Annotated in this window: 25 protein-coding genes; 15 read left to right on the top strand and 10 right to left on the bottom strand. The window is 68.0% G+C overall.

Annotation, left to right across the window (positions count from 1 at the left end; translation table 11 throughout):
• Position 1 precedes the first annotated feature (1 nt).
• From ACYVB7_RS04140 to ACYVB7_RS04120, 5 genes are all read left to right on the top strand, one after another.
• Positions 2 to 2,059 carry a lytic transglycosylase domain-containing protein gene (locus tag ACYVB7_RS04140; RefSeq protein WP_460505305.1) on the top strand — a complete coding sequence of 686 codons (2,058 nt, stop codon included), beginning with the start codon at positions 2 to 4 and terminating at the stop codon, positions 2,057 to 2,059.
• A gap of 47 nt (positions 2,060 to 2,106) precedes the next feature.
• Complete coding sequence (locus ACYVB7_RS04135) at positions 2,107 to 3,069, top strand: complex I NDUFA9 subunit family protein (RefSeq protein WP_460505304.1); 963 nt, start codon at positions 2,107 to 2,109, stop codon at positions 3,067 to 3,069.
• A 210-nt stretch (positions 3,070 to 3,279) separates the two neighbouring features.
• Positions 3,280 to 3,609, top strand: coding sequence for a metal-sensitive transcriptional regulator (locus tag ACYVB7_RS04130; RefSeq protein WP_460505302.1), 330 nt, complete (start codon positions 3,280 to 3,282; stop codon positions 3,607 to 3,609).
• Between the two features lie 30 nt (positions 3,610 to 3,639).
• On the top strand, positions 3,640 to 4,350 hold the full coding sequence (locus ACYVB7_RS04125; RefSeq protein WP_460505301.1) for a glutathione S-transferase family protein: 711 nt from the start codon (positions 3,640 to 3,642) through the stop codon (positions 4,348 to 4,350).
• Positions 4,351 to 4,361: 11 nt separating this feature from the next.
• On the top strand, positions 4,362 to 5,702 hold the full coding sequence (locus ACYVB7_RS04120) for a multifunctional CCA addition/repair protein (RefSeq protein WP_460505300.1): 1,341 nt from the start codon (positions 4,362 to 4,364) through the stop codon (positions 5,700 to 5,702).
• A 36-nt stretch (positions 5,703 to 5,738) separates the two neighbouring features.
• Here ACYVB7_RS04120 and ACYVB7_RS04115 read toward each other — a convergent pair whose 3' ends face one another.
• Positions 5,739 to 7,472 (bottom strand): serine/threonine-protein kinase, encoded by a 1,734-nt coding sequence (locus ACYVB7_RS04115; RefSeq protein ID WP_460505298.1) that lies wholly within the window; start codon positions 7,470 to 7,472, stop codon positions 5,739 to 5,741.
• 118 nt (positions 7,473 to 7,590) lie between these two features.
• Between ACYVB7_RS04115 and ACYVB7_RS04110 the strand changes: the two genes are divergently transcribed.
• Together ACYVB7_RS04110 and ACYVB7_RS04105 are read left to right on the top strand one after the other, a co-directional pair.
• Positions 7,591 to 8,286 carry a response regulator transcription factor gene (locus ACYVB7_RS04110; RefSeq protein WP_460505297.1) on the top strand — a complete coding sequence of 232 codons (696 nt, stop codon included), beginning with the start codon at positions 7,591 to 7,593 and terminating at the stop codon, positions 8,284 to 8,286.
• A 6-nt stretch (positions 8,287 to 8,292) separates the two neighbouring features.
• Positions 8,293 to 9,711, top strand: coding sequence for a sensor histidine kinase (locus ACYVB7_RS04105; protein ID WP_460505296.1), 1,419 nt, complete (start codon positions 8,293 to 8,295; stop codon positions 9,709 to 9,711).
• A 23-nt stretch (positions 9,712 to 9,734) separates the two neighbouring features.
• Here ACYVB7_RS04105 and ACYVB7_RS04100 read toward each other — a convergent pair whose 3' ends face one another.
• The 8 genes from ACYVB7_RS04100 to ACYVB7_RS04065 form a co-directional block, all read right to left on the bottom strand.
• A complete protein-coding gene (locus ACYVB7_RS04100; protein ID WP_460505295.1) occupies positions 9,735 to 10,814 on the bottom strand; it encodes an ABC transporter ATP-binding protein in 1,080 nt (359 codons plus the stop codon).
• A gap of 29 nt (positions 10,815 to 10,843) precedes the next feature.
• A complete protein-coding gene (locus tag ACYVB7_RS04095; protein WP_460505294.1) occupies positions 10,844 to 11,716 on the bottom strand; it encodes a carbohydrate ABC transporter permease in 873 nt (290 codons plus the stop codon).
• A complete protein-coding gene (locus tag ACYVB7_RS04090) occupies positions 11,706 to 12,587 on the bottom strand; it encodes a carbohydrate ABC transporter permease (RefSeq protein ID WP_460505293.1) in 882 nt (293 codons plus the stop codon). Before ACYVB7_RS04090 ends, ACYVB7_RS04095 begins: the two co-directional genes overlap by 11 nt.
• 82 nt (positions 12,588 to 12,669) lie before the next feature.
• Entirely contained in the window at positions 12,670 to 13,917 is a 1,248-nt protein-coding gene (locus ACYVB7_RS04085) for an ABC transporter substrate-binding protein (RefSeq protein WP_460505292.1), read from the bottom strand.
• A gap of 143 nt (positions 13,918 to 14,060) precedes the next feature.
• A complete protein-coding gene (glk, locus tag ACYVB7_RS04080) occupies positions 14,061 to 15,044 on the bottom strand; it encodes a glucokinase (protein WP_460505695.1) in 984 nt (327 codons plus the stop codon).
• Positions 15,045 to 15,134: 90 nt separating this feature from the next.
• Positions 15,135 to 15,590: a thioredoxin family protein gene (gene trxC, locus ACYVB7_RS04075; RefSeq protein ID WP_460505291.1), complete on the bottom strand. Its 456-nt coding sequence runs from the start codon at positions 15,588 to 15,590 to the stop codon at positions 15,135 to 15,137.
• Positions 15,591 to 15,657: 67 nt separating this feature from the next.
• On the bottom strand, positions 15,658 to 15,852 hold the full coding sequence (locus ACYVB7_RS04070; RefSeq protein ID WP_460505290.1) for a DUF2905 domain-containing protein: 195 nt from the start codon (positions 15,850 to 15,852) through the stop codon (positions 15,658 to 15,660).
• An 18-nt stretch (positions 15,853 to 15,870) separates the two neighbouring features.
• Positions 15,871 to 17,028, bottom strand: coding sequence for a class I SAM-dependent methyltransferase (locus ACYVB7_RS04065; protein WP_460505289.1), 1,158 nt, complete (start codon positions 17,026 to 17,028; stop codon positions 15,871 to 15,873).
• Positions 17,029 to 17,101: 73 nt separating this feature from the next.
• Between ACYVB7_RS04065 and ACYVB7_RS04060 the strand changes: the two genes are divergently transcribed.
• The 7 genes from ACYVB7_RS04060 to ACYVB7_RS04030 are packed head-to-tail and all read left to right on the top strand — an operon-like array spanning position 17,102 to position 22,850.
• Positions 17,102 to 17,959 carry an SDR family oxidoreductase gene (locus ACYVB7_RS04060; RefSeq protein ID WP_460505287.1) on the top strand — a complete coding sequence of 286 codons (858 nt, stop codon included), beginning with the start codon at positions 17,102 to 17,104 and terminating at the stop codon, positions 17,957 to 17,959.
• A complete protein-coding gene (locus ACYVB7_RS04055; RefSeq protein WP_460505286.1) occupies positions 17,956 to 18,342 on the top strand; it encodes a dihydroneopterin aldolase in 387 nt (128 codons plus the stop codon). The genes ACYVB7_RS04060 and ACYVB7_RS04055 overlap by 4 nt, the downstream gene beginning before the upstream one ends.
• A 40-nt stretch (positions 18,343 to 18,382) precedes the next feature.
• The gene (locus ACYVB7_RS04050; RefSeq protein WP_460505285.1) at positions 18,383 to 19,396 is read left to right on the top strand and encodes a YncE family protein; all 1,014 of its coding nucleotides are present in this window, start codon (positions 18,383 to 18,385) and stop codon (positions 19,394 to 19,396) included.
• Positions 19,380 to 20,228 carry a polysaccharide deacetylase family protein gene (locus ACYVB7_RS04045; RefSeq protein ID WP_460505284.1) on the top strand — a complete coding sequence of 283 codons (849 nt, stop codon included), beginning with the start codon at positions 19,380 to 19,382 and terminating at the stop codon, positions 20,226 to 20,228. Before ACYVB7_RS04050 ends, ACYVB7_RS04045 begins: the two co-directional genes overlap by 17 nt.
• A complete protein-coding gene (locus ACYVB7_RS04040) occupies positions 20,225 to 21,286 on the top strand; it encodes a sterol desaturase family protein (RefSeq protein WP_460505283.1) in 1,062 nt (353 codons plus the stop codon). The genes ACYVB7_RS04045 and ACYVB7_RS04040 overlap by 4 nt, the downstream gene beginning before the upstream one ends.
• Entirely contained in the window at positions 21,283 to 22,176 is an 894-nt protein-coding gene (ttcA, locus tag ACYVB7_RS04035) for a tRNA 2-thiocytidine(32) synthetase TtcA (protein ID WP_460505282.1), read from the top strand. The genes ACYVB7_RS04040 and ttcA overlap by 4 nt, the downstream gene beginning before the upstream one ends.
• Before the next feature lie 23 nt (positions 22,177 to 22,199).
• Positions 22,200 to 22,850, top strand: coding sequence for a hypothetical protein (locus ACYVB7_RS04030; protein WP_460505281.1), 651 nt, complete (start codon positions 22,200 to 22,202; stop codon positions 22,848 to 22,850).
• Between the two features lie 33 nt (positions 22,851 to 22,883).
• Here ACYVB7_RS04030 and ACYVB7_RS04025 read toward each other — a convergent pair whose 3' ends face one another.
• On the bottom strand, positions 22,884 to 24,557 hold the full coding sequence (locus ACYVB7_RS04025; protein ID WP_460505280.1) for an ATP-binding response regulator: 1,674 nt from the start codon (positions 24,555 to 24,557) through the stop codon (positions 22,884 to 22,886).
• A 106-nt stretch (positions 24,558 to 24,663) separates the two neighbouring features.
• Between ACYVB7_RS04025 and ACYVB7_RS04020 the strand changes: the two genes are divergently transcribed.
• Positions 24,664 to 25,308 carry a histidine phosphatase family protein gene (locus ACYVB7_RS04020; RefSeq protein WP_460505279.1) on the top strand — a complete coding sequence of 215 codons (645 nt, stop codon included), beginning with the start codon at positions 24,664 to 24,666 and terminating at the stop codon, positions 25,306 to 25,308.
• The last annotated feature ends 6 nt before the right edge of the window (positions 25,309 to 25,314 follow it).

The raw sequence follows: 25,314 nt of genomic DNA, 5'->3' as shown, positions 1-25,314 counted from the left end.
GATGTTGTTTCGCAAGCACGGTGCACCAGCCCCAGGGCCGGGCACCCTCACCTCCAAACGGGCCAAGTCCCGCCTTGCCATTCTCGCCGTTGTGTGCCTGATTGTGAGTGCACCGGCCTTCTCTCAACCCACCCTCACCTCGGCTGACCAGGCCGTGCTGGACGCCAAGGACGCCTACCGCCGCGGCAACGCCAGCGCCTTGCAGGCCGCCGCCAGCAAGACCCGCCAGCACCTGCTGGCCCCGCTGGTGGCCTATTGGGAGATGCGCCTGGGGCTGGAAACCGCCTCCAACGACCGCATCCGCCAGTTCCTGGACACCTGGGCCGGCTCCTACTACGAAGACCGCTTGCGCAACGACTGGCTGCGCCTGCTGGGCGCACGGCAGGACTGGCGCACTTTCCTGCAGGAACACCCCCGCTTTCGCATGCTGGACGATGCCACCGTCCAGTGCCACCACCTGAACGCCCGGCTCAGCACCGAAGACACCCTGCCCCCCGAGGCCGTGGACGACGTGGTCCGGTTGTGGATGGCGCAGAAAGACGCCGAAGACGCCTGCGCCGACGTGGCCGACAAGCTCATCCAGCAGCACAGGCTGCCCACCCAGCTGGCCTGGCAGCGGGCCCGGCTGGGGGCGGAACTCAACAAACCCCGCATGGCCACCCAGGCCGTGGGCCTGCTGGACAGCGGCTGGGCCAAGTCGGCCCAGGCCATCCTGGCCCAGCCCGAGCGCTACCTGGACGACAAGCTCACCGCCGTACGCCACCAGACCAAGGAGCTGGTGACGCTGGCCGTGGTCAAGCTGGCCACCCAGCAGCCCGCCGACGCGGCCGACCAGCTCAACAAATCCCGCTGGCGGGTGCAACTCACCCAGGAAGAACGCAGCTGGGCCTGGGGCGCGGTGGGCAAGGCCGCGGCCCTGCGCCTCATGCCCGAAGCCACCCAGTGGTTTGCCAAGGGCCAACCCGAGCACATGCACCCCGACCACCTGGCCTGGTGGGTCCGCGCGGCACTGCGCCAGGGCCAATGGGACCAGGTCCAGCGCGCCATTGCCGCCATGCCCGCCGAGCTGCGGGCCGACCCCACGTGGACCTACTGGCAAGCCCGCGCCCTGTTGAAGCTGCGCGCCAACACCCCTGAGGGCACCGCCGAAGCCCGGCGGATGCTGCAATCCATCGCCAGCCCCCACCACTTCTACGGCCAACTGGCCCTGGAAGAGCTGGGTCAGGCCATCCAGGTGCCCCCGGCCCCATCGCCCTTGACGGACGACGAACTGCGCAGCGCCAAAGCCAACCCCGGCCTGCAACGGGCGCTGGCCGCCATCGCCCTGGGCCTGCGGCCCGAAGGGGTGAAGGAATGGAACTACACCACCAACCTGCACAACGCAGGCGGCATGGGTGACCGCGAGCGCCTGGCTGCCGCCCAATGGGCCTGCCAGCAACAGGTGTGGGACCGTTGCATCAACACCAGCGAGCGCACCCGCGACGTGGCCGACTACCTGCAACGTTACCCCATGCCCCTGAAGGACACGGTGGTGCCCCGCACCCGCGACATCGGCCTGGACCCGGCCTACGTGTACGGCCTCATCCGGCAAGAAAGTCGGTTTGTCACCGACGCCCGCTCGCACGTCGGTGCCTCGGGCCTGATGCAGGTGATGCCCGCCACCGCCAAATGGACGGCCAAGAAGATCGGCCTCAACGGCTTCACGCCCAACGACCTGAACGAGCGCCAGACCAACGTGACCATTGGCACGGCCTACCTCAAGCTCATCCTCGACGACTTCGAAGGCTCCATGCCCCTGGCCGCGGCCGCCTACAACGCCGGACCGGGACGCCCCCGCCAGTGGCGTGCGCCCGGGGGTCAGGGCCCGGTGCTCGAAGGGGCCATCTGGGCCGAGAACATCCCGTTCAGCGAAACCCGCGACTACGTCAAGAAGGTGTTGTCCAACACCACCAACTACGCGGCGCTGATCTCAGGGCAGCCACAATCGCTCAAAACCCGGCTGGGAACGGTCGGCCCGCGCACCGCAGCCGGGCAGGCCCCGGACCTGGAACTGCCCTGAGCCGCACCCCGAACCCACCGCATTCAACCCATTGAGGAACACACCGCATGTCCAACATCCTGGTTCTGGGGGGCACCGGCTTCGTCGGTCGCCATGTGTGCGAAAGCCTGCAACGCGCCGGCCACCGCACGACCGTGCCCACCCGCGTGCTCAAGAACGCCGCCGCCGTACAACACCTGCCCGGGCTGACCGTTCAGGTGGCCGATGTGCACCAGCCCGACCAGCTCAACCGGCTGGTGGCCGGGCATGACCTGGTCATCAACCTGGTGGCCATCCTGCACGGCAACGAGCGGGCCTTCCGCAAGGTGCATGTCGATTTGCCCGAATCGCTGGCCGCGGCCTGTGCCGCCGCGGGCGTGCGCCGGGTCATCCACGTCAGCGCACTGGGCGCGGCGGCCGACGCCCCATCGCTGTACCTGCGCAGCAAAGCCGCTGGTGAAGCGGTGCTGGAAGCAGCCGACCTGGACCTGACCGTGCTGCGGCCCAGCGTCATCTTTGGTGCGGGAGATCACTTCATCAACCTGTTTGCCCGCATGCAGCAGGTGCTGCCGTTGGTGCCCTTGGCCGGTGCCCGCGTGCGCTTTCAACCCGTGTGGGTGCAAGACGTGGCCCAAGCCATCGTGCATGCGGTCGCCCACCCCGACACCATCGACCAGACCCTGGAAGCCACCGGCCCCGACGTGTACACGCTGGCCCAGCTGGTGCGCCTGGCCGGACAGGCCGTGGGCTGCCCCCGCCCGGTGCTGGCCCTGCCCACCGCGCTGGCCTATTTCCAGGCCCTGCTGATGGAACTGCTGCCCGGCACCCCGTTGATGAGCACCGACAACATCAGCTCGCTCGAGGTGGACAACGTGGCCTCCGAAACCGACGACGGGCAGGTCACCCTGGCCGACTGGGGCCTGACCCCCGCCCACCTGGAAGATGTGCTGCCCACCTTCCTGCACCAGACAGCCGGCACACTGGCCCCGCGGGAACGGCTGGTTGACCTCCGCGCCCAACGGCGGCGCTGACCGCCGGTGGCACCACCCTCGTTCCGAAGGGCGTTGTCGCGCCCCGCCATGGCTTCTTCCTGAGAGGAGAGGGCAGGCCAGCGCAACCCCATTTACCCTGGAAGGTAAGGTTATTCACGGATGAATGTTTGGTGAAAGCCTGGTGCAAGCCATCCATGCGTTGCCTTTTTTGGCACACTCCCCCTCCTGAACCCAACCTCAGGACTTCCCATGCCCACCAAAGCCCCTGCGCCTTCTGCAGCCGCTGCCTGCGACAAACCCACCACGCCGTCGCCCTACCGGCAGGAACACCAGCGCGATGTGGTCAACCGCCTCAAACGCATCGAAGGCCAGGTGCGCGGGCTGATCGACATGATCGAAAGCGGACGCCCCTGCGAAGACGTGGCCCAGCAGATGTCCGCCGCCCGCAAGGCCATGGAAAAGACCTTCTACCGCATGATGGCCTGCACAGTGATGGAAGCCGTCGCCTCCTCCGAATCCGAGCAGGACACGCTGCGCGAGGTGGAACGCTCCACCCGCATCCTCGAAAAGTACGCCTGAACGCCCCCGCAGCCTCACCCATCCACACCCATGGCCTACACCCTGCTGATCGGCAACAAGAACTACTCGTCCTGGTCCATGCGCCCCTGGGTGCTGATGAAGCAGGCGGGCATTGCCTTTGACGAGCGACTGCTGCGCTTTGACTCGTTCGCGCCCCATTCCACGTTCAAGCAGTCGCTCTCCGGCATCAGCCCCACCGGCAAGGTGCCCGCGCTGATCGACGACGCCCACACCACCGCCGACGGCAAGGCCCTGGCGGTGTGGGACACCCTGGCCATTGCCGAATACCTGGCCGACCGCCACCCCGAGCTGAACCTGTGGCCCACCGACCCGGTGGCCCGTGCCCAGGCCCGCAGCGTGTGTGCCGAAATGCACAGTGGCTTTGGTGCCCTGCGCAGCCACTTCCCCATGAACATCGAGGCCAGCCTGCCGCACATCGGCGAGCTGGTGCTGCGTGACCATGCCGCGGCCCGCACCGACCTGGAGCGGCTGAAAACGCTGTGGACCGGCCTGTTGAGTGCCTACGGCGGCCCGCTGCTGTTCGGGCGTTTTTCCATTGCCGACGCCTACTTCGCCCCCATGGTGATGCGCCTGCGCACCTACGGCATCGCCCTGCCGCCTCAGTTGGCCGACTACGTGCAGGCGGTGTGCGATCTGCCCGGCGTGCAGGCCTGGGTGCACGACGCCCTGCACGAAGCCGACTTCCTCGATTTCGAGGAACCCTACCGGCTGGGCCGCTGAACCGGCTGCACATGGTGTCCACCCCGGGCGCACAACCGCCCTCGTTTTCCGTGCACCTGGTGGGCGGCGCGGTGCGTGACGCCCTGCTGGGCCTGCCCGTGCAGGACCGCGACTGGGTGGTGGTGGGGGCCACGCCTCAAGACCTGCTGGACCAGGGCTTCCAGCCTGTGGGCAAGGATTTCCCGGTGTTCCTGCACCCGATCACCCACGAAGAATTCGCCCTGGCCCGCACCGAACGCAAAACTGCCCCCGGCTACCAGGGCTTTGCCTTCCACGCCGCGCCCGACGTGACGCTGGAGCAGGACTTGGCGCGGCGCGACCTCACTATTAATTCAATAGCTACTTGCGCTTTGAATGAAAGCGCCAGGGCCATTTTTGATTCAAAAAATGGCGGCCTGCCCCCGCTGGAGGGGCTGATCGACCCCCATGGCGGCGTGGCCGACCTGCGTGCGGGCGTGCTGCGCCATGTGGGCGACGCCTTCCGCGAAGACCCGGTGCGCATCCTGCGGCTGGCGCGTTTTGCCGCCCGCTTTCCCCATTTCCGCGTGGCCGACGACACCCTGGTGCTGATGCGCCAGATGGTGGCCGATGGCGAGGTGCACCACCTGGTGGCCGAGCGGGTGTGGCAGGAGCTGTCCCGCGGGCTGATGGCGGCCCGCCCCTCGCGCATGTTCGAGGTGCTGCGCACCTGCGGGGCGCTGGCCGTGCTGCTGCCCGAGCTGGACCGGCTGTGGGGCGTGCCCCAACGCGCCGAGTACCACCCCGAAGTGGACACGGGCGTGCACGTCATGCTGGTGCTGGACATGGCCGCCCAGCTGAACACCAGCCTGCCCGTGCGGCTGGCCTGCCTGATGCACGACCTGGGCAAAGGCACCACCCCCGCCCACGTGTTGCCCCGCCACATCGACCACGAAGAACGCAGCGCCCAGCTGCTGCGCGACGTGTGTGAACGCTGGCGCGTGCCGCGCGACTGCAAGGAACTGGCCGACACCGTGGCCCGCGAGCACGGCCACATCCACCGCTGCATGGACCTGTCCCCCGCCGCCCTGCTGCGCCTGCTGGAACGCTGCGATGCCCTGCGCCGCCCCGAGCGCTTTGCCGAGGTGCTGTTGGCCTGCGAATGCGACGCCCGAGGCCGCCTGGGCAAGGACCAGGAGCCCTACCCCCAACGCCCCCATTTGCTGGCGGTGCTGGCGGCGGCGCAGTCGGTGGACGCGGGACAGGTGGCGCGGGACGTCGCCCGCCCGCCCGGGGCCAGCACACGGCCTCGCGCCCAAGGGGAGGCCATTGCCCAGGCCATCCAGGCGGCCCGCACCCGGGCCATTGGCCAGGCCCTCGGCACGCGGGCCTGAGGCCCCAGCCTCACGCCCGCGGGTGACGGGCCCCCCTCAGTTGGACTTGGGTTTGTCCTGGAAGCGCTCGCACGCCGGATGCTTGCGGTAGGCATCGGTGCGGCACTGCGTCCACAGGCAGGATTCCCGCGCGAAAAAGCCCATGCCCGCGCACGGCTCTGCAGGACGGGTGGCCGCCTGTGGGGGCGCCGGGGTGGGCGCAGGCTCATGGCGGGGTGGTGCCGCGGCGGGTTGGGTCGGCGCAGCCGCATCCGCCCCCGCCGCCGATGCAGCAGCACTGGTGGCGGTGGGGATGGTCGCACCGGCCACGGGTTTGCGCGCCACAGTCCCCGAGGGGTTGGCGGGTTTGGCAGTCGAGGCACTGGCCGACGGGGGCAGGGCGGCACCCGATGGCGGCATGGCCGCGGGCACCGCCGTGGGTGCCGGGGCCGGGGCTGACGCAGATGCCGAGGACGCTGCCGTGGAGGAGGTCACCAGCACTTCTTTGTCAGACAACGATTGGGCGGGGTCGCCCAGGGCTGCCGGTGGCGCTGGCGTGGGCTCAGGGACCGCCGGGCGCAGCGCCAGCCACGCCAACACCGCCACCACCGTCACGCCACTGAGCGCAGCCGCCAGCCAGGCAAACCGGCGCCCCGACGGGGCGGCGGGGGTTGCAGGGGCGGCGACACGGCGAGGGCTGGGTGGCGGCGTGTCGGTGCGGCCAGGGGTCGCAGCAGAGGCCACCACCCGTCGCACCTGGTCCGCTTCCGACAAGTACAACCGGGTGCGGTCATCGGCATCGGAGAGGTCAACCACCGGCACCACCTGCGTGGGGGCGTTGGCTTCGCCGGACTCTTCGGTCCGCAGCTCTCGCAGGAGCACCCGCAATGCCTCTTGGGATGCATCGGTCACCAGGACGGCCACGCCATGGGTGCTGCGTCCACACTCCGGCTCGGGCCAATCGGCGGACACCGACGCGAGCACCTGGGCAAACATCTGGCTGGAGGGAAAACGCTCGTTGGCCACCTTGGCCAGCGCCCGACCCAGCACCGGGTCGAGGGCCGGGTTCACGCCGGGTTCGACCACCGAGGGGGGCTGGGGTTCGTCGTGGAGGATGGCCGTGGCAATGGCAATGGCACTGCCCCCATCGAACGGGGGTTTGCCGGTCAGCAGTTCGTACAGCAACACCCCCACCGAGAACAGGTCGGAACGCTCGTCCAACGCGCCCCCGCGCACCTGCTCGGGGGACATGTAGCGTGGCGTACCGATGGAGCCGCCGGAGAGCTGCGTGCCGTTGTCCACCTCGGAGTCCAGCATCTTGGCGATGCCGAAGTCGGTCAGCTTCACCCGCCCGGTGTCGTCGAGCAGGATGTTTTCGGGCTTGATGTCGCGGTGGATGATGCGCTGCTCGTGCGCGTGGCCCAAGGCGGCCAGCACGTCCTGCACGATGCGGACCGCGCCCCAAGGGGAAAACCGCACCCCGGCGCGCAAGCAGTCCTTCAGGTTGACGCCCGGCACGTACTCCATGACGAGGTACGACATGGCGTCGATCTGCCCCGAGTCGTAGACGCTGACGATGTTGGGGTGCGCCAGCCGGGCGACCGAGCGGGCCTCGGTGTCAAAGCGGGCTTCGTAAGTGCGAGATTGCTCCGCAGAGAGGTTCTCCGCCCGGATGGTTTTGATGGCCACCCGCCGGGCCAGGCGAGGATCGAGGGCTTCGAAAACAACACCCATGGCCCCTTGCCCCAACACCCGGACCACCTCGTATCGACCTATGTGAGAGTGTTCCATGTTCGCATTGCACCAGACATTGCCGTCAGCACAGCGGGCGGCGAATGCGTTATTGTCCATGCATGTGCGCCCGATTGAGTCCAATCGATCCAAAACAACCGTTCTTTCCTGTTTCCCTATGGCCCGACTCCTGCTTGCCGAAGACGATGAACTGTTGCGTGATGGCCTGTGTGTGCTGCTGACCCAGGCCGGCCACGAGGTGGCCACCGCCTCTGACGGGCAACAAGCCCTGCAAATGACCCAGGAAGGCGCTTTTGAAGGCGTGGTGCTGGACCTGGGTCTGCCGCTGCTGGACGGCATGCAGGTGCTGGCCGAGCTGCGACGCGCTCAGCCTGCGCTGCCCGTGCTCATCCTCACCGCCCGCGACGGTCTGGACGACCGCATTGATGGCTTGAAAGCCGGTGCGGACGACTACCTCACCAAGCCTTTCAGCCCCGACGAGCTGCTGGTGCGGGTGCAGTCCATGCTGCGCCGGGCCAGCCTGCCCGCGTTTGCGCCCCATGGATCGACCAACCAAGGCATTCAGCTTGACCCCGCATCCCACCGGATCTGGTTTGACGGCCATCCCGTCGAGCTCACCTCCCGCGAATGGGCGCTGCTGGAGTTGCTTGTACGCAACATCGGGCAGGTGGTCAGCCGCGAGGCCGTGCTGGAAGTCTGGCAGGCCCAACCCATGGACGGGGGCCCCCCGGCCCTGGCTTCCAACGCACTGGAGGTGTACGTCCACCGCCTGCGCCGCAAGCTGACCGAGTCGACCTACGTCATCCGCAACATCCGCGGCCTGGGTTACCTGCTGGAACAGAGCCACCACTGACCCGCCATGCACTTCCGCCCCGCGGCCAGCCAGTCGCTGCGACGCCAATTGCTGTTGTGGTTGCTGCTGCCCCAGTTGGCCCTGTGGGCCGGCGGTGGGGCGCTGGCCTACCGCATGGCGCTGGCCTACGCCGAAAAAGGCATCGACCAGTCGCTGTCGCAGTCGGTCTGGGCGCTGTCCCGCCAGGTCAAACCCATTGGCTCAGGCCTGCTGATCGACTTTCCCAAGGCTGCCCAGGACGTGCTGGAACAGGACCCCACGGACCGGCTCAGCTACACCGTGTCGTCGCCCCCGGGCCAGTTCCTGCTGGGCAACCGCAACCTGCCCGAGCCGCCGAACAACCCCAGCTTGGACCATCCGTTGAGCCGCCCCATCCATTACCAGGTGGTGGTGGATGGGCGCCCCATGCGCATCGCCTCCCTGGACCTGGCCTACGGCGAGGCCGACGCGCCCCGCCGGCTGCGTGTGCAGGTGGGCCAAAGCCTGACCGGCCAGCAACGCATTGCCGCCGAGCTGGTGTACGACCTGCTGGCCCCGCTGCTGGTGCTGGGGGTGTTGCTCAGCATCGCGGTGTACGGCGGCGTGGTGCGGGGCTTGAGCCCGCTCACCCGCCTCACCACCCAGCTGGCCCACCGCGATGTGGATGCCCTGTCACCCATTGAAATCAACCAGGCCCCCAGCGAGGTCAGTGCGCTGGTGCATGCGGTCAACGGCCTGCTGGCCAAGGTGGCCCGCAACGTCAGCCAGGAAAAGCGCTTTCTCAACGACGCCGCCCACCAGCTGCGAACCCCGCTGGCCGGGCTCATCAGCCAGGTGGAGCTGGCGCAGCGCGAAACCCCCGGTCCCCTGTTGACCGAACGGCTGGCCAAGGTGCGCACCGGGGCCGAGCGCAGCGCCCACTTGGTGCAGCAGCTGCTGGCCCTGGCCCGCAGCGAAGCGCCGCTGAGGGCCCAACCCATGGACCTGGCCCAACTGGCCCGGGACGTGGCCCGGGAATGGACACCCAAGGCCCTGCTGGCTGGCATGGACCTGGGCTACGAGGGCGTGGACTCCCTCCCTCTGCAGGCCGACGGCTTGCAGTTGCGGGAAGCCCTGGCCAACCTGCTCGACAACGTGCTGCGCTACACCCCCCGGGACACCCAGGTCACCCTGCGTGTGGGGGTCAACCAGTTGGTGCCCGAAGCCGTGCTGACCGTGGAAGACAACGGGCCGGGCCTGCCCGCCGCCGACCGGACCCAGGCGTTCCAGCGCTTCTGGCGCGGCAGTCAGCTGCCGGGCGGCTGTGGACTGGGGCTGTCCATCGTGCAAGAAGTGGCGCAGCGACACGGCGGCCGTGCCGTGGCCGAGAGTCCGCCCGAAGGCGGCTTGCGGGTTTCGCTGCACATCCCGCTGAACAAGCCTGCCCCCGTGCCCGCCACGGTCTGAATCAGCCCCTGAGCACGCACGGCTCAGGTGGGCAGGCGTGCACCGCTGACGGGGTCGAACCAGTTCAGCGCGGTGGCGCACACCGCCAAACCCACGCGATCGCCCACCTGCACCCGAACCTGGGGCGAAACCCGCACGGTCACCTCACCCGCCGCGGTGTGGACCACCACATGGGTGTCAGCCCCGGTGGGCTCCACCAAGGACACCTGACCGCGCCAGGACGAGGCATCGTCCAGCCGCAGGTGCTCGGGCCTCAAGCCCAGCCGCACGGGGCAGGCGTCGGGCACGGGGGCGCTCAGAGGCAAGACCGCGGATTCAATGACAAATTGGCCTTCAGCGCTTTCAAATAAAGCGTGACCAGCTATCAAATTCATTGTTGGTGACCCCATGAACGTGGCCACATAGGTGTTGGCGGGGCGGTTGTAGATGTCGTCCGGTGTGCCCAGTTGTTGCACCACACCGTCTTTCAGGACGGCGATGCGGCTGCCCAGCGTCATGGCCTCCACCTGGTCGTGGGTGACATACACGCTGGTGATGCCGCTGGCCAGGTGCAGCCGCTTGATTTCGGCCCGCATCTCCACCCTCAGCTTGGCGTCCAGGTTGGACAGCGGCTCGTCAAACAGGAACAGCTGCGGCTCACGCGCCAGCGCCCGCCCCATGGCCACCCGCTGACGCTGCCCGCCCGACAACTGACTGGGGCGGCGGCTGAGCAGGTGCTCGATCTGCAGCATGGCCGCCACCTGCTGGACGCGGGCCTGGCGCTCGGCCTTGGGCACCTTGCGCATCTCCAGCGCAAAACCGATGTTGTCAGCCACGCTCATGGTGGGGTAGAGCGCATAGTTCTGGAACACCATGGCGATGTCGCGCTGCGCGGGGGGCACGCCCACCACGTTGCGCGCGCCGATGCGAACCGCCCCCTGGGTGGGGACCTCCAGCCCGGCAATGATGTTGAGCAGCGTGCTTTTGCCGCACCCCGACGGCCCCACCAGGATGAGGAACTCACCCGGTGCCACGTCGAGGTTGATGTGTTTGAGCACCTCGACCTCGCGCCCTCCCCTGCCGAACGTCTTGCGGATGCCTTGGAGGTGCAATGCGGAAGCCATGCGATGCCTTCGGTGAAGTGATACGGGCGTCAACCCTTGACGGCACCGGCCGTCAGGCCCTTGACGAAGTACTGGCCGGCCAGCACGTAAATCAGCAGGGTGGGCAGGCCCGCGATGACGGCGGCGGCCATGTCCACGTTGTAGGCCTTGACGCTGCTGGTGGTGTTGACCATGTTGTTCAGGCCCACGGTGACCGGCTTGCTGTCGGCCCCGCTGAACGACACGCCGAACAGGAAGTCGTTCCAGATGTTGGTGAACTGCCAGATGACGGTGACCATCACGATGGGCGTGGACATGGGCACGATGATGCGAAAGAAGATGCGCCAGAAGCCCGCCCCGTCGATGCGGGCGGCGTTGATCAGCGCCTTGGGCACCAAGGCGTAGTGGTTGCGAAAGAACAGCGTGGTGCCCGCCACCCCCGCCAGGCAGTGCACCAGCACCAGGCCGCCGATGGAGCTGTACAGGCCCAGCCAGCCCAGCACCTGGCTCATGGGCAGCAACACCACCTGGAACGGCATGAACACGCCAAACAGCAGCAGCCCGAACAACACCTCGCTGCCACGAAACTTCCACAGGCTCAGCACATACCCGTTGACGGCCCCCCACAGCGTGGACAACAGCACCGCAGGCACCACCATCTGCACCGAGTTCCAGAAATACGGCTGCAAGCCCCGGCAATCGGCACCGGTGCACGCCTGGGACCAGGCCCGTTGCCAGGCCTCCAGGTTGAGGTGCTGCGGCCAGGCCAGCAGGTTGCCCTGGCGGATTTCGTCGGCGTCCTTGAACGCGGTGGTCAGCATCACGTACAGCGGGGCCAGGAACACCAGCGCCGCCACCAACAGCAGCAGGTACACCAGCACACGCCCCAGGCGGGCCGTCAGGCGAGCCCCTTCAGCGCTCATGGGACTTGCTCCGCAGTTCGCTGTAGAGGAAGGGCACCACAATGGCCGCCACGGTGGCCAGCATCAGGGTGGCGCTGGCCGCCCCCAGGCCGATCTGGCCCCGGGTGAAGCTCATGGTGTACATGAAGGTGGCGGGCACATCGCTGGCATACGCCGGGCCGCCGCCGGTCAGCGCCATCACCAGGTCAAAACTCTTGATGGACAGGTGCGACAGCACCATGACGGTGGAAAACACCACCGGCCGCAGCATGGGCAGGATCACCCGCCAGTAGATGCGCGGCAGGCTGGCCCCGTCGATCTGCGCCGCCTTGATGATGCAGTCGTCAATCCCCCGCAGCCCCGCCAGGAACAGCGCCATGGCAAACCCGGCGCTCTGCCACACCCCCGCCAGCACCACGCAGTAAATGGCCGTGTCGCTCTGCACCAGCCAGTCAAAGGTGAAATCGGTCCAGCCCAGGTCCTGCACCAGCTTTTGCACGCCCAGGCTGGGGTCGAGCACCCACTTCCAGGCGGTGCCCGTCACGACGAAGGACAGCGCCATGGGGTACAGGTACAGGGTGCGCAAGGCGCCCTCGGCCCGCACCTTCTGGTCCAGCAGGATGGCCAGGACCAGCCCCACCCCCATGGAGCCGCCCACATACAGCACCGTGAACAGGCCCAGGTTCTTCAGTGCCTGCCACCAGCGGTCCATGTCCCACAAGCGGGCGTATTGCGCCAACCCCACAAACTCGCTGTAGTTGGGCAGCATGCGTGAGGCGGTCAGGGACAACACGCCATTCCAGATCATCAGGCCGTAGATGAACGCAAACCCCAGCACAAAGGCGGGGGCCACGACGAGCTTGGGCAACGCCGTTTCAAACGCGGGCTTCATGGCAACACCCTTTTGAGGCTGAACACCCGCGGTGCGGATGCGACGGAGCCCCCGCAGACCCACCTGCGGGGGGATCAGACCCTCACCGGGTCTGGGCTGCAACGGCGAGCTTCTTCATGCCGTCGGCGACGCTGACCTTGTCGTCGTTCCAGAACTGGCTCACCACGTCCTTGATGGCGCCTTCGGTGACCGGTGCAATCGCCATGCCGTGGGCTGCCGACGGCTGCAGGGAACCGGCCTTGGCCGTCTCCACAAAGTCCCGGGCCGAGGTCTTGGCACAGTCGTCGAACTTGTCCATCTTCATGTTCAGGCGAACCGGGATGGACCCTTTGTTCAGGTTGAACACCTCCTGGAACTCGGGGCTCATGATGGAGGTGGCCAGGTCGGCCTGGGCCTTCTGCGCGGCAGCGTCCTTCAGCTTGAACATGATGAAGGAGTCCGTGATGAAGGTGTAGGCATTGGCGGTGCCCGGTGCGGTGGCGCACAGGAAGTCCTTGCCCGGCACCTTGCCTGCGGCGAGGAATTCACCCTTGGCCCAGTCGCCCATGAACTGGAAGCCCGCCTTGCCCTGCATCACCATGGCGGTGGCCAGGTTCCAGTCGCGCCCGGGGGCGGCGGCGTCGGTGTAGGCCTTGAGCCTGCGGAAGGTTTCCAGCGTCTTCTTCATGGTGTCGCTGGTGAAGGCCTTGGGGTCGAGCTTGACCAGGGCGTCCTGGTAGAACTTGGCGCCGCCCACCCCCAGGGCCACGGTTTCGAAGGTGGTGAAGTCCTGCCAGTTCTGGCCCCCATGGGCCACGGCGATCAGGCCCTTGGCCTTGATCTTGTCGGCGGCGGCAAAGAACTCGTCCCAGGTCTTGGGCATGGCCGCCACACCCGCCTGCTTCAGCACCTCGGGGTTGGCCCAGACCCAGTTGACACGGTGCACGTTGACCGGCACCGCCACATAGTTGCCCTTGTACTTCATGACGTCGGCCACCACCTTGGGCAACAGTTCGTCCCACTTCTCGGCCTTGGCGGTGGCGTCCAGGTTGGCAAGCGAAGATTCCGTCGCCCATTCCTGGATGGCCGGGCCTTTGATCTGGGCCGCCATGGGCGGGTTGCCCGCCACCGTGCGGCTTTTCAGCACGGTCATGGCGTTGTCACCGGCCCCGCCAGCCACGGCGAAGTCTTTCCACACATGGCCCTTGGTCTGGAGCATTTTCTTCAGCTCTGCCACCGACTTGGCTTCCCCCCCTGATGTCCACCAGTGCAGCACTTCGACCTCACCAGCCATGGCCGACTGCAGGGTCGCCGCTGCCACCAGGGCACCGAGCAAACGATTGAATTTCATGGGAAGGGTCTCCTTGACTGTGGTGAAGGGCACTGCGGCCCCTTGGAAAAAGAACAACGCCGCCACCCATGCAGCGGTTATTCATTATGCGATTAATTAAATATCCGCCCAAAACCCCGTATCGGCAGATCCACCGCCCGCCGTCAATCGGCCTGATCCAGGGCCCGGATGGCCCCCCACAGCGCAGGCGACTGGGACGAGGTGATGACCCAGGTGGGCACCGCCGCCAGATACCCCTGAAACCGGCCCTTGGCCTCAAACCGGGCGCGGAACGGTGAACGATCAAACCACTCACCCAGGCGCGGCACGATGCCCCCGCCCACGTACACCCCGCCCTTGGCCCCCAGGGTGAGGGCCAGGTTGCCCGCCACCGAGCCCAGCCAGGCGCAAAACAGCGTGAGGGCTTCCTCGGCCCGCGGGTCGGTGGCCGCCAGGGCCGCCGCCGTCACCTCGGACGGCTGGGTGCACCCAGCGTCCACCCCATCCAAGGCACACAACACCCGGTAGGTGTCGAGCAGACCCTGCCCACTGAGCGCCCGTTCTGCCGAAGGGTGGCCGTGCAGGCGCTCCAGACCGGCCTGCACCGCCCACTCCCGCGCCCCTTGCGCGGGCAGGGTGGTGTGGCCCCCTTCGCCTTGCAGAGGGGCCCAGCCCCCACCCGCCTGAGGCACCAGACCCGACACGCCCAGGCCCGTGCCCGCGCCCAGCAGGCCGATGGCCGCCCGGGCTTGGGCTTGCCCCGGCCCCACCTGCCGCAACTCGTCGGCGGGAATGTCGGGCAGCGCCAGCGCCAAAGCGGTGAAGTCGTTGAGCATCTTGAGCCGCGTCACCCCCAGGCTTTGGGCCAACTCTCGCTGGGAGAAGCGCCAGTGGTGGTTGGTCATGCAAACCCAGTCGCCCTCAATGGGGTTGGCGATGGCAATGGCGGCTTGCGTCGGTACCCCTTGGCCGATGGCCGCCAGGTAGGCCTGGGCCGCATCGGCCAGCGTGGGGAAGTCGGCACCGGGCAGCACCCGCAGGTCGGACATGGGCTGGCCGGGGCCGACCTGCCAGGCGAAGCGGGCATTGGTGCCCCCAATGTCAGCCAGGAGGCGCGGACCAGAGGAAACGGGTTGTGAGGGATGCATCGCCACGGACAAAATCTCTACAAAAACACAGCAGTTCCCCGTCGGAAAGGCTTGCAACGGGCACGGTCGCAAGCAGTGTAGCCCCCGTGGTCAGCGCCCCAGCTGGGCGTGCGTCCACTGCACGATCTGCTCAGCCCGCAGGGCACCGGCCTGCCGGGCCACCTCGCGCCCGCCCACGTACAGCGCCAGCGTGGGGATGCTGCGGATGTGGAGGCGTGCGCCCAGCGCCTGGGCCTCTTCGGTGTTGACCTTGACCAGCCGCACCCCGGGCTCCAGCGTGCGGGCGGCGGCTTCGAACTGCGGGGCCATCGTGCGGCAGGGGCCGCACCACGGGGCCCAGAAGTCCACCAGCACCGGCAGGTGGCTGCGGCCCACGTGGCGTTCAAAGCCCGCCTCGTCCAGCGCCAGCGGGTGGCCGGTGAACAGCGGCTGGTGGCATTTGCCGCAGCTGGGGTCGGCCCGCAGGCCGTCGGGGGTGACGCGGTTCGTCACATGGCAATGCGGGCAGACCACGTGCAGCGGATCGGTGGGGGTGGCAGCGTTCATTTCATACTCCTTGGCGTATGCACATGATGCCGCCCCGGCGGTCTTCAAGCCCCCGAAGGACGAGGGTTCACACCAGCTTGGCCAACAGGCCCGCCACCAGGCTCAGCAGCACGGTGCTGGTGATGGGAATGAACCACTCGCGCCCGAACAGCCGGAACCGGAAATCCCCCGGCAGCCGCCCGAACCCGAACTTCTGCAGCAGCGGGTGCAGCCCGTTGATGAGCAGCAGCGCCAGGAAGATCACCAGCATCCAGCGGATCACGCGCGGCCTCCGGGTCGGTCAGAGTGTGTGGGTGCGGTCGCCCTGGGCAAAACCCAGGGGCTCCCACGCCGCGGCTTCAGCCCCGGGGGCCGCGGGGGCCAGGCCGATGACCTTGAACAGCTCGCCCATCTCGTGCTCCTGCACCAGCTTGGCGGCCATGGCGCGTGCGGCCAGCCCGGCGTCGGTGTGCGGCAGCGCATCCAGCAGCCCGGCCAGGCCGCAGTTGATGAGGAAACGCGCCTGCGTGGTGTAACCCAGCACGTCCAACCCGGCTTCCTGCGCGGCCAGCGCCACGCCGGTGAAGTTGACGTGGGCGGTGATGTCCTTCTCGCCCACCCGCGCCAGCGGATTGTCGTCCATGCGGTGCAGGTGGTGGCAGGCCAGCGTGCCGGTGTCGCGTTGCGGGTGGTAGTACTCGGCCTCGGGAAAACCGTAGTCGATGAAGAACCCGGCCCCACGCGCCCAGCGCTCGGCCAGGGTGCGCACAAAGGCCTCGGCCTGGGGGTGGATTTCGGTCACGTAGTCGTGGTCGCCCGGCACCTCCACCGGCGGGCGCAGGTCGGTGGGGCGATCGGCCCAGACCCAGGCCGCCTGGCCCGACGGGCTGGCGTCGGCCCGCGCCACACCGCGCTCGTGCCACACGCCGCCCTGGCGGGCAAGCAGTTTGACGGGCATGGCGTCCAGCACCTCGTTGCCCAGCACCACCCCGCTGAAACGCTCGGGCAGGCGGTCGGCCCACTGCACCCGGTCGCCCCAGGCGGCCAGACGCGCCTGCTGGCGCTGGCGCAGCACGCCCGACACGTCCACGATGGTGTATTTGCGGATGAAATTAGCCTTTTGCGCTTTCTCCAAAAGCGCAACATGCTCCAAAATTTGTAGCGCCAGAGCCCCGGAACCGGCCCCGAACTCCCACACCTCGTCGGTGCCGGTGGCCTGCAATGCCTGCACCACCTGCTGCGCCAGCGCCTGCCCGAACAGGGGCGACAGCTCGGGGGCGGTGACAAAGTCGCTGCCCGCCAGCTCGCCCGCGGCACCGCCCTGGGCCTGACCGCCGGGCATGCGCCCGAACGTCACCCGCCCGTTGGCGTAGTAGCCCAGACCGGGCTCGTACAGCGCCAGGGCCATGAAGTGGTCAAAAGGCAGCCAGCCGCCCGCGTCGCGCACAGCCTGGGTCATGCGGACACACAGTGCGCTGGCTACACTGTCGGCCCCGTTGTCGTTGGATGCATTCACCCCTGCATTGTCCCCGATGGACCCCACTGAGCCACAAGCCGCGCCGCCATCCCCCGCCTCCCCACAGACACCGCGCACCGCGCTGGTGACTGGCGCCGCCAAACGCCTGGGCCGCGAAATCGCCCTCACCCTGGCCCGACAGGGGTGGAACGTGGCGCTGCACCACCGTTACTCCCGGGTGGACGCCGTCAACACCGCGGCCGAATGCCACGAGGCGTCGGCCGGGCGCGGGCAGTTCGACGTGCTGTTTGCCGACCTGTCGGACGAGACCTCGGTCCGAGCCCTGTGGGAGCGCACGGTCCAGCGTTTTGGCACCGTGGACGCGGTGGTCAACAACGCCAGCACCTTCGAACACGACACGGCCCCCCGCTTTGGTTATGCGTCGCTGATGCAGCACCTGGCCACCAACACCGCCGCGCCGGTGGTGCTGGCGCAATGCCTGCATGCCCACCGCCAGGCCCTGCGGGCTGACCTGCCGCCCGGGGTGGTGGTCAACCTGCTGGACCAGAAGCTGTGGAACCCCAACCCCGACTTCTTCAGCTACACCCTGTCCAAGGCCGCCCTGGAGGCCGCCAACACCCTGCTGGCCCAGGCCCTGGCCCCGTGGGTGCGGGTGGTGGGCGTGGCCCCGGGCCTGACGCTGACCAGCCACCTGCTGAGCGACGCCCAGTTCGAGGCGTTGCACCGGCTGTCGCCGCTGGGTCGTTCGTCCACCCCCGAAGACGTGGCCGCCACCGTGGCCTTTGCGCTGAGCAACCGTTCCCTCACCGGCACCACGCTGCTGGTGGACGGCGGCCAGCACCTGATGAAGTTCGACCGCGATTTTTCACTGATGCCCTCGGCCTCAGCATCCGCCCCGACGCCTGCACCATGACCGCCACCAGCCTCCCCCACCAAGCAGGCAACCAGACCCTGACGCTCACCGGCCTGCGCTTTGACGCCAACCTGGGCATCCTGGCGCACGAAAAGACCAAGCCCCAGCCCATCCAGGTGGATGCCGAGCTGAACCAGGGCCCGCAACCGCTGCTGCCCCACGACGACGACATCAACCATGTGCTGGACTACCGCAAGGTGCGCCAGATCATCATCGACGAGTGCACCGCCGAGCACGTCAACCTGCTGGAGACGCTCATCGGCAAGCTGGCCCGCCGCCTGCTGCAACTGCCCGGGGTGGTGGGGGTGCGGGTCAAGATTGCCAAACTGGCCATTTTTGACGACTGCGAAGTGGCCATCCGCATGGAAAGCGGGCAGTGGTGAGCCGTCAAAATACAGGGGTCTTCCTTTCGAAAGTGCTTTGATGCTCGACCTTCAGCGTCGGTCCCTGTGCCTGTGGGCACTGTCTGCCTGCCTCCTCTCCCTGCCAGCCCATGCGGCGGATGCGGTTTCGACCCCGGCCCCCATCTTTGTCCTCAACTCACTCGACGCCACCGTCAGCGTCGTTGACCCGGTGAAGCTCACCGAGGTCAAACGCATCAACGTGGGCAAGGAGCCCCACCACCTGTACCTGACGCCCGACGAACGCTCGCTGATCGTGGCCAACGCGGTGGGCAACTCGCTGACCTTCATCGACCCCCGAACCGCCCAGGTGCAGCGCGACATCAAGGGCATCATGGACCCCTACCAGTTGCGTTTCTCCCCCGACATGCGCTGGTTCGTGACCCTGGCCAACCGGCTCAACCATGTGGACATCTACCACTGGGAGCCCCAGAACGCCAACGAGCCCTTCCGCCTGGCCAAGCGCATCCCCACGGGCAAGACGCCCAGCCACCAGTGGATCGACAGCACCAGCAGCACGGTGTACGCCACCATGCAGGAAAGCAGCGAGCTGATCGCCATCGACCTGAAAACCCAGGCCGTCAAATGGCGCGTGGGCACGGGCCAGCTGCCCGCCGACGTCTACCTGACCGCCGATGACAAAACCCTGTTCGTGGCCCTGACGGGCGACCGTTTTGTGGAGGTGTACGACGTCACCGCCAGCCCGGCCAAACTCATCAAGCGCATCGAAACCGGGGAAAGCGCCCACGCCTTCCGCGCCGTGGGTGACAAGCGCCATGTGTTCGTGGGCAACCGTTCGGCCGACACCATCAGCATCATCGACACCCAGCAGCAGGCCGTGGTGGGCAAGCTGCCCGCCCCTGGCGGCCCCGACGACATGGAGCTGCTGGCCGACGGCAAGACCCTGCTGGTGGCCTCGCGCTGGGCGCGCAAGCTCACCTGGGTGGATGTGCCCAACCGCCAGGTGATCCACCAGGTGAAGGTGGGCAAGTCGCCCCACGGTGTGTTCACACTGAGCCATGCACCCCGTCAGTGACCTGGTGGCCCGCCTGCTCCCCAGGCGTTGGGGCCCCTTGGCCTTCAGCCTGGCCGGGTTGACCCTGCTCTCCCCCCTCCATGCCGCGGCACCGGCTGAACCGGCAGCGGCCTGCGCCCGCCCGGTGTACCTCACGTTCGACACCGGCCACATGGGCGTGGCCGCGCTGGTGGCCGACGTGCTGCACCGCCACGACGTGAAAGCCACCTTTTTCCTGGCCAATGAACCCACCCGGGAGGGAGGCGGCAGCCTGGACAACACCTGGGCCCCCTGGTGGCGCGCCCGCGCCGCCGAGGGCCATGCGTTTGGCAGCCACACCTTCGACCACGTGTACTGGCGGGCCGACCGGGCCGATGGCTCGTTCACCGTGCGCCCCAGTGCAGGGCCCCGCTCCGGCCAGGCATTTCGCATGACCGCCGCCGACTACTGCACCGAACTCAAGCGCAGCGCTGCACGGTTCGAGGCCATGACCGGCCACGCCATGGCCGCCGCCTTCCGAGCCCCCGGCGGCAAGACCTCACCCGCGCTGTTGGCCGCCGCCAAAACCTGCGGCTTCACCCACATCCCCTGGAGCCCCGAGGGTTTTCTGGGTGACGAACTGCCCAGCGAGACCTCGCCCAACGCCGCCCTGCTGGCGCGTGCGCTGCGCGACGTGCGCCCCGGCTCCATCCTGCTGGCGCACCTGGGCATCTGGTCCCGGCAAGACCCCTGGGCACCTGCGGTGCTGGAGCCGCTGATCACCGGACTGAAAAACCGGGGTTTCTGCTTTGAAACGCTGCGGACCCACCCGGTCTACGGACCGGCATTTCGCATGGAGGCCCCCCGCCCATGAACCTCGACACCCTTGGGTCATGGCTGGACACGCTGGGAGACGGTTTGGACACCGTTCACGAGTGGTTTTTTGTCCACCTGGTGCAACCCGCCCTGCCCCTGCTGGGGCTGACCCCGTACACCGACGACGCCTTCCTGGGTTCGCTGTGGTTCCTGATCGGTGTGCTGGAGATCCTCGCCATCGGCCTGGTGCTGCGCCCGCTGGAGCGGCTGCGCCCTTTCGAAGCCGCCCCCAGCACGGACGAAGGCCGCCGGGTGCGGCGGCACGACATTGGCATCGACGTGATCTACACCCTCATCGACCGCCTGGGCATCCTGCGGGTGGCCACCTTCCTGCTGCTGGGGCCGCTGTGGAACGCCCTGTTCGGATGGCTGGCCGTGCACGACATCGGCACTGGCCAGCTGGACCAGTGGATGGCCCCCTGGTGGCCCGGCGTGACCGACCAGGCGCTGTTTGGCTTTCTGGTGTACGTGGTGTTGCTGGATGCCGCCAACTACTGGATTCACCGCTTCCAGCACCGCTGGACATGGTGGTGGGCGCTGCACGCGGTGCACCACAGCCAACGACACATGACGGCCTGGAGCGACAGCCGCACCCATGTGCTGGACATCGTGCTGGTGGAGGTGCTGTTTGTGCTGCTGGCCCGCTTGATCGGCGTGCCCACCGACCAGTTCGTGCTGCTGGCGGTGCTGTTCAAACTGTCCGAATCGCTGGCGCATGCCAACCTCAACCTCAGCTTTGGCCGCTGGGGCCAATACCTGTGGGTGGGGCCGCGGTTTCACCGGGTGCACCACAGCATCGACGTGGGCACCACGCCCGAAGAACACCACCTGCGCCTGGGCTGCAATTACGCCGTGCTGCTGCCGCTGTGGGATGTCCTGTTCGGCTCCGCCCAGTTCCACCGCGCCCCCGGCCCCACCGGCATCCACGACCAGTTGCCCGAGGCCGGTGGTGTGGACTACGGTTGGGGTTTCTGGCGCCAGCAGACCACCGCACTGGCTCGCCTGGCGCGGGCCTTGCGCCCCCGCCGACGCACCGACTCTCCCGCCCTGCCATGAACATCGAACGCGAAAACCACAAACTCGAAAAACGCCTGTGCCGCCAAGTGGGCGAAGCCATCGTGGACCACAACATGATTGGCGAGGGCGACAAGGTCATGGTCTGCCTGTCGGGCGGCAAGGACAGCTACGGCCTGTTGGACATCCTGCTCAAGCTCCAGGCGCGGGCACCGGTGCGTTTTGAGCTGGTGGCCGTCAACCTCGACCAGAAGCAGCCCGGTTTTCCGGCGCACATCCTGCCCGAGTACCTCACGCAGCTGGGCGTGCCCTTCCACATCGAGAACCAGGACACCTACTCCATCGTCAAGGAGAAGATCGAGCCCGGCAAAACCATGTGCAGCCTGTGCAGCCGCCTGCGCCGGGGCATTTTGTACCGGGTGGCCAGCGAGCTGGGAGCCACCAAGATCGCACTGGGCCACCACCGCGACGACATCCTGGCCACGCTCATGCTCAACATGTTCTTCGGCGGCAAGTTGAAGGGCATGCCCCCCAAGCTGGTCAGCGACGACGGGCGGCACACCGTCATCCGCCCGTTGGCCTATGTGGCCGAGAAGGACCTGATCCGCTGGGCGCAGGTGCGCGAATTCCCCATCATCCCCTGCACCCTGTGCGGCAGCCAGGAAAACCTGCAACGCGCCCAAATCAACCAGATGCTGAAGGACTGGGACAAAAAACACCCCGGCCGCCTGGACAACATGCTGCACGCCCTGCAAAACGTGGTGCCCAGCCACCTGATGGACCGCCAGTTGTTCCCGTTTGAAACCATTGCCCCCACGGGCGTGGCCAGCGACGAGGGCGACAAGGCCTTTGACCACGAAGACCTGCCCCTCACCCCGCCCAGCCTGCCGGAACTTCAGGTCATTGCCATCGATCGGAACCGGACCGCCTGACCCAACGCCTTCTGGAGTTCACCATGCACCCCCACCGCTTTGCCCGTCGCACCCCGCTGTGGGCCACCGCACTGGCCTGCACCGCCTTGTTGGCCTTGGGGGGATGCACCGTGATGCGGGTGGACAACCAGGTGGAATCACATGCCTTATGGGGCTCCAGCGCTTTGTCTGAAAGCGCAACCAGCTATCAATTTGAGAGACTGCCCTCCCAGCAGACCGGGCCGCAGGCCCAGTCGCAGGCCGACCTGGAAGGCTGGGTGGCCCAGGCCCTGGCCACCCACGGCTGGCGGCAACAAGCCGCTGCAGGTGCAGGGGCCGACACACCCCCTCCCTGGCGCGTGACGGTGAGCGCCAGCCACACCACGCTGCCCCGCGCGCCCTGGGAAGAACCCGCCGACGGCCGTTTGTGGCCGCGCTTTGGCCCGCCCCTGATGGCGGGTGGGCGGCACCACAGCCTGCTGCTCATGCCGGACATGCCCTACCACCTGCGCAGCGTGTCGGTGGTGGTGCGGGACGGACAGCGGGGCACGGTGGTCTACGAAACCCAGGCCCGGCACGACGGGCGCTGGAACGACACCCCAGCGTTGTGGCAGGCCATGGTGCAGGCGGCGCTGTCGGGCTTTCCGCAACCTCCGGCAGGCGTGCGGCAGATCGACATCGACCTGCCGCGCTGACCCACGGCCCCGCACTCACGCCCACACCCGCGCTCAGGGGCTGGTGCGCGGTGGCAGGGTGGCCAGCAGGGCCACCAGCGTGTCCACCTGTTCTTCCACGCTGTCCTGGCGGTTGAGCACCCGCAACACCCCTTCGGCCTCGGCCTCGCTGTGCATGAACGGGGTCACATGGCCCGAGGTGATCACCACGGGCAGGTCGGGCCGCAAGGCCCGCGCCCGGCGCACCACGTCCAAACCACTGAGCACGGGCATGTTGTAGTCGGTCACCAGCAGGTCCACCTCGTCCTTGTGGGCCTCCAGGTAGGCCAGGGCATCGGTCACCCGCTCGAACGCCGTCACCCGCTGGCCACGCCGCGTGAGCATGCGGGTCATGAGGTAGACCATGGCCTCGTAGTCGTCCACGTACACCACATGCCGCCCCGTGGGCGCCGGGGCGTCGGCGGCAGACTCGGGCGTTCGGTTCAGCGCCTGCAAGCCCTTGCCCAGGGGGTCGGTGGCGTCGGGCGAGGCCGCGCCAGGCACAGCGGCGGCATCGCTCACCCGGGGCAACCACACGTTGACCGTGGTGCCCTGCCCGGGTTCGCTGCGCAGGCTGACCCGGCCTTGCAGGCCCTGGACCACCGCCTGCACCACCGCCAACCCCAGGCCCATGCCCGCCCCCTCCCGTTGCCCCGGCGTGCGGGCGGTAAAAAACGGCTCGAAGGCGCGGGCCTGTACGTCGGAAGACATGCCCACGCCATCGTCGGACACGCTCAGCTGCACCCCGGTGCCATCGGGCTCCGGCACCACCGCCACCTGGATGTGGGCTTCACGCTCGGCCACCGCCTGCCAGGCGTTGGTGCACAAGGCCTGCAACACCAGCCTGAGTTGCGCCACATCCACCAGCACCCGCACGGGCACCGAGGGCACCTGCACCCCCCAGTGCACCCCCGCCGGAGCGGTCGATTGCAGCGATGACAGCAGAGCGGGCACCCGCACCCCCAGGTCCACCACCTCCAGCCGCTGAGGCCGCACCCCACCCACGACCGACAGCTGTTCGGCCAGGTGGGTGCCCCGCTCGGCCAGCCGCAACAAGTCCCCCACGATGGCGTGGTCGGACCACGGTGCCGGGAGCTCGTGGGCCAGACCCCGCAGACCCCGGAGCAGGTTGCCCGTGACCTTGCCCAGCCCCGGCGCCAATCCCCGTGCCACCTGGGTCAGCGCCAGCTGTGCGCTCTGCGCCTGGTGCTGCTGGGTCTGGGACGTGCGCTGCGCATCGGCCACAGTGCGGTCGTGCACGTCCATGAGGTGCCCCGCCAAGCGAAGGGCCTGGCCCTGCGCGTCGCGCAGCACCACGGCCCGGCTCCGAAACCAGCGGTAGCTGCCCGACACATGCCGAAGGCGGTAGGTGGCGTCAAACGCCGGATCGGAGCCATCCAGCACACGGCCCACCAGGCGCGTGACCCGCGCCAGGTCTTGCGCGTGCAAGTGGCTGCGAAAGCTGAAGCTGCTCAGGAACACCGAGGCTTGCTTGTAGCCCAGCAGCGCCATGAAACGCTCGGAGTACTGCACCCGATCGGCCACCAAGTCCCAGTCCCACACCCCGTCGCCCAAGGCGGCCAGCACCTCGAACAGCGGCAGTTCCGTGGCGGTCGAGGGGGACGCGCTTGCGCCCGCCAACACGGGCGGGGACAAAAAGGGCGGCAGCAGGGCGCGATCTTGGGGCACGGCGGGGTCCATCCATCCGAATGGTGGGCATGGTACTTCCAACGATACAGTTCTGTCTCTGCGCCCCGTCGGGCCGCACCACCCCTATTTTGCGAAAGCCGCTGCCTTGCAAGCCTCACGCCTCATCGTCCTGCGCCACGGCGAAACCACCTGGAACCAGGACACCCGCATCCAGGGCCACACCGACATTCCCCTCAACCCCACCGGCCTGTGGCAGGCCCAACGCCTGGGGCAGGCCCTGGCTGAGGAACCTCTGGCCGCCGTCTACGCCAGCGACCTGAGCCGCGCCTTCACCACGGCCCAGGCGGTGGCCCGGCACCAGGGCCTGAGCGTCACCCCCGAGGTGGCCTTGCGCGAACGCAGCTTTGGCACGCTGGAGGGGCTGACCTGGGCCGAAATCGAAACCCAGCACCCCGAAGCGGCCCGCCTGTGGCGCAGCCGCGAGCCCGACTGGGCCCCGCCGGGGGGCGAATCGCTCACCACCCTGCAAGCCCGCGTGCTGAACACGTTGCACCGCCTGGCGGCCCGCCATGTGGACGAACAGATTGCCCTGGTGGCCCATGGCGGGGTGCTGGACATCATTTACCGCGCCGCCACCGGTCAACACCTGCAAACCCCGCGCACCTGGCAGCTGAAAAACGCCGCCATCAACCGCGTGCTCTGGACGCCCGAATCGCTGACCCTGATCGGTTGGGGTGACGAGAGCCACCTCGAATCCGCCGAAGCCCCCACCGACGACGCGTCGGCCTGACCGGGC

Source organism: Hydrogenophaga soli (assembly GCF_054777695.1).
Note: the sequence above shows the minus strand (reverse complement) of the source record. Positions and strands in the feature narration are given on the sequence as shown.

Excerpts from the sequence above, each read along its gene's own strand:
- ACYVB7_RS04120 (WP_460505300.1), top strand. The coding sequence starts at position 4,362 with ATGGTGTCCACCCCGGGCGCACAACCGCCCTCGTTTTCCGTGCACCTG.
- ACYVB7_RS04100 (WP_460505295.1), bottom strand. The coding sequence starts at position 10,814 with ATGGCTTCCGCATTGCACCTCCAAGGCATCCGCAAGACGTTCGGCAGG.
- ACYVB7_RS04125 (WP_460505301.1), top strand. The coding sequence starts at position 3,640 with ATGGCCTACACCCTGCTGATCGGCAACAAGAACTACTCGTCCTGGTCC.
- ACYVB7_RS04110 (WP_460505297.1), top strand. The coding sequence starts at position 7,591 with ATGGCCCGACTCCTGCTTGCCGAAGACGATGAACTGTTGCGTGATGGC.
- ACYVB7_RS04045 (WP_460505284.1), top strand. The coding sequence starts at position 19,380 with ATGCACCCCGTCAGTGACCTGGTGGCCCGCCTGCTCCCCAGGCGTTGG.
- ACYVB7_RS04060 (WP_460505287.1), top strand. The coding sequence starts at position 17,102 with ATGGACCCCACTGAGCCACAAGCCGCGCCGCCATCCCCCGCCTCCCCA.
- ACYVB7_RS04030 (WP_460505281.1), top strand. The coding sequence starts at position 22,200 with ATGCACCCCCACCGCTTTGCCCGTCGCACCCCGCTGTGGGCCACCGCA.
- ACYVB7_RS04115 (WP_460505298.1), bottom strand. The coding sequence starts at position 7,472 with ATGGAACACTCTCACATAGGTCGATACGAGGTGGTCCGGGTGTTGGGG.
- ACYVB7_RS04085 (WP_460505292.1), bottom strand. The coding sequence starts at position 13,917 with ATGAAATTCAATCGTTTGCTCGGTGCCCTGGTGGCAGCGGCGACCCTG.
- ttcA (WP_460505282.1), top strand. The coding sequence starts at position 21,283 with ATGAACATCGAACGCGAAAACCACAAACTCGAAAAACGCCTGTGCCGC.
- ACYVB7_RS04105 (WP_460505296.1), top strand. The coding sequence starts at position 8,293 with ATGCACTTCCGCCCCGCGGCCAGCCAGTCGCTGCGACGCCAATTGCTG.
- ACYVB7_RS04090 (WP_460505293.1), bottom strand. The coding sequence starts at position 12,587 with ATGAAGCCCGCGTTTGAAACGGCGTTGCCCAAGCTCGTCGTGGCCCCC.
- trxC (WP_460505291.1), bottom strand. The coding sequence starts at position 15,590 with ATGAACGCTGCCACCCCCACCGATCCGCTGCACGTGGTCTGCCCGCAT.
- ACYVB7_RS04130 (WP_460505302.1), top strand. The coding sequence starts at position 3,280 with ATGCCCACCAAAGCCCCTGCGCCTTCTGCAGCCGCTGCCTGCGACAAA.
- ACYVB7_RS04140 (WP_460505305.1), top strand. The coding sequence starts at position 2 with ATGTTGTTTCGCAAGCACGGTGCACCAGCCCCAGGGCCGGGCACCCTC.
- ACYVB7_RS04050 (WP_460505285.1), top strand. The coding sequence starts at position 18,383 with ATGCTCGACCTTCAGCGTCGGTCCCTGTGCCTGTGGGCACTGTCTGCC.
- glk (WP_460505695.1), bottom strand. The coding sequence starts at position 15,044 with ATGCATCCCTCACAACCCGTTTCCTCTGGTCCGCGCCTCCTGGCTGAC.
- ACYVB7_RS04095 (WP_460505294.1), bottom strand. The coding sequence starts at position 11,716 with ATGAGCGCTGAAGGGGCTCGCCTGACGGCCCGCCTGGGGCGTGTGCTG.
- ACYVB7_RS04065 (WP_460505289.1), bottom strand. The coding sequence starts at position 17,028 with ATGACCCAGGCTGTGCGCGACGCGGGCGGCTGGCTGCCTTTTGACCAC.
- ACYVB7_RS04040 (WP_460505283.1), top strand. The coding sequence starts at position 20,225 with ATGAACCTCGACACCCTTGGGTCATGGCTGGACACGCTGGGAGACGGT.
- ACYVB7_RS04055 (WP_460505286.1), top strand. The coding sequence starts at position 17,956 with ATGACCGCCACCAGCCTCCCCCACCAAGCAGGCAACCAGACCCTGACG.
- ACYVB7_RS04135 (WP_460505304.1), top strand. The coding sequence starts at position 2,107 with ATGTCCAACATCCTGGTTCTGGGGGGCACCGGCTTCGTCGGTCGCCAT.